This is a genomic window from Psychrobacter sp. 1U2, from assembly GCF_051847575.1.
Genome location: NZ_JBPYDC010001690.1, coordinates 1 through 542, shown reverse-complemented (window position 1 = coordinate 542; position 542 = coordinate 1). Strand labels below are relative to the sequence as shown.

The following is a 542-nucleotide window of genomic DNA, read 5'->3' as shown; positions in this document are numbered from 1 at the left end:
TGCACGTTACGTGGCTCTTATGGTGCCTAGATTTTTAGGGCGTCTGCCTTATGACCCAAAAGAAGGGACAGTGGTTGAAGGTTTTAATTTTACAGAAGAAGTCTCGGGTAATGATCATAGCGACTATCTATGGGTGAATGCCGCTTATGCATTTGCATCGCGTCTGACTGCTGCCTTCTCAGATTATCGCTGGTGCGCAGCTATCCGCGGCGTTGAAGGCGGTGGCTTAGTTGAAGGGTTACCTGTCCACACTTTTAAAACCGATGATGGTGATTTGGCACTTAAATGTCCCACCGAGATATCTATCACTGATCGCCGTGAAAAAGAGCTGAGCGATTTAGGTTTTATTCCATTAGTCCATTGCAAAAATACCAATTATGCGGCCTTTTTTGGCGCGCAATCAGTACAAAAAGCCAAAACTTATCAAAACGATGATGCTAATGCCAACGCTGTGTTATCGACCCAACTACAATATATCATGGCAGTATCACGTATTGCCCATTACCTAAAAGCGATGATGCGCGATAAGGTTGGTAGCTTTT

General features: G+C 44.5%; 1 protein-coding gene. It reads left to right on the top strand.

The window, feature by feature from the left end:
- The coding region (gene tssC / locus ACS8FD_RS23910) for a type VI secretion system contractile sheath large subunit (protein WP_439277679.1) at positions 1-542 on the top strand (542 nt) is incomplete at both ends.